Below are 1211 nucleotides of genomic sequence, written 5' to 3'. Positions count from 1 at the left end.
GCACGATGGGTAGACCACCTGTGATCCCGGCGGAGAAGAAGCTGCGGATCGTGTTGAGCGTGCTGGCTGGCGAGGTCACGATCGCCGAGGCCGCACGGCGGGAGAAGATCTCCGAGCAGTCGATCGGCCGGTGGAAGGCGGAGTTCCTCGAGGCCGGGAAGCAGGGGCTGATCGCGGGGAAGTCGGGCCCGACGACCAGAGAGCAGCAGCTCGAGGCCGAGGTCGCTGACCTGACCCAGGCGCTGGGCGAGGCCGCGATCGAGATACGGGTCTGGAAGAAGAGTGCGGAGGGCCGACTGGGCCCTTCGAAGACCTCGAGGTGATCCGCGCCGAGGCCGGGATGCCGACCACGAGGTGGTGCGAGAAGTTCGGCATCCCGGAACGGACCTGGCGACGCTGGCAGGCCCGCGCCCGCCGGGAGCAGCCCACGAAGGGGCCGTGGCCCCAGCCAGCACGGACGCCGGTGCGCGAGCTCGTCCTCAAGCACGCGCTGGAGCATCCAGCCTGGGGCCACCGCAAGATCTGGGCGATGGTGCGCCACGACGGCCGTGTGGTGTCGCAGTCGACGGTGCTGCGGATCCTGCGCGAGGAAGGGCTGATCCTCTCCCCGCGCTACCAGGCCGAGCGCCGTCAGCTGGCGCAGGCGAGGAAGGCTGCGTTCGCCGACCCGCCCACGGCACCCAACCACGTGTGGCAGCTGGACTTCACCGAGATCGAGACCACCCGGGGCGGGACGTGGCGCATCGCGGCGTGTCGCGACTACTGGTCGAAGTACGAGCTGGGCTGGCACATCAGCCCGACCGCGAACCAGCACGACGCGATCGCGGCGATCGAGCTGGCCATCGTCGAGGCCGAGTCACTGCTCGGCCGCACGCTGCTGGAATCGATGGCCGACCCAGCGACCGGGGAGCTGGTCGGGCGGAAGGTCACGATCGTGACCGACAACGGCGGCCCGTTCCGGTCCGACCGGTTCGCCAGGTTCATCGACCGCCCCGACCTGCACCACGTCCGCACCCGGGTGAGGTCGCCGGGGCAGAACGGGTCACGCGAGCGCGGATTCGGCACGCTGAAGTACGAGAAGCTGTTCCTCGACGAGATCGCCGACGGCATCGAGCTGCAGGCCCTCGCCGAGGCCTACCGGATCGAGTACAACAAGGTCCGGCCCCACGAGTTCCTGTCCTGGAACCGGCCCTACGACGTCCACACCGGTG

2 protein-coding genes are annotated in these 1211 nt (G+C 69.6%); both read left to right on the top strand.

The window, feature by feature from the left end:
- Positions 1-323: transposase (locus tag ACYVIH_RS22865; RefSeq protein ID WP_460871846.1), on the top strand; the 323-nt coding region annotated here is incomplete at its 5' end.
- A partial coding sequence (locus ACYVIH_RS22860) for a transposase (RefSeq protein ID WP_460871845.1) occupies positions 320-1211 on the top strand: 892 nt, incomplete at its 3' end. The genes ACYVIH_RS22865 and ACYVIH_RS22860, both read left to right, overlap by 4 nt.

This window comes from Nocardioides pakistanensis, assembly GCF_054781215.1.
This window is presented reverse-complemented; position numbering and strand designations above follow the sequence as displayed.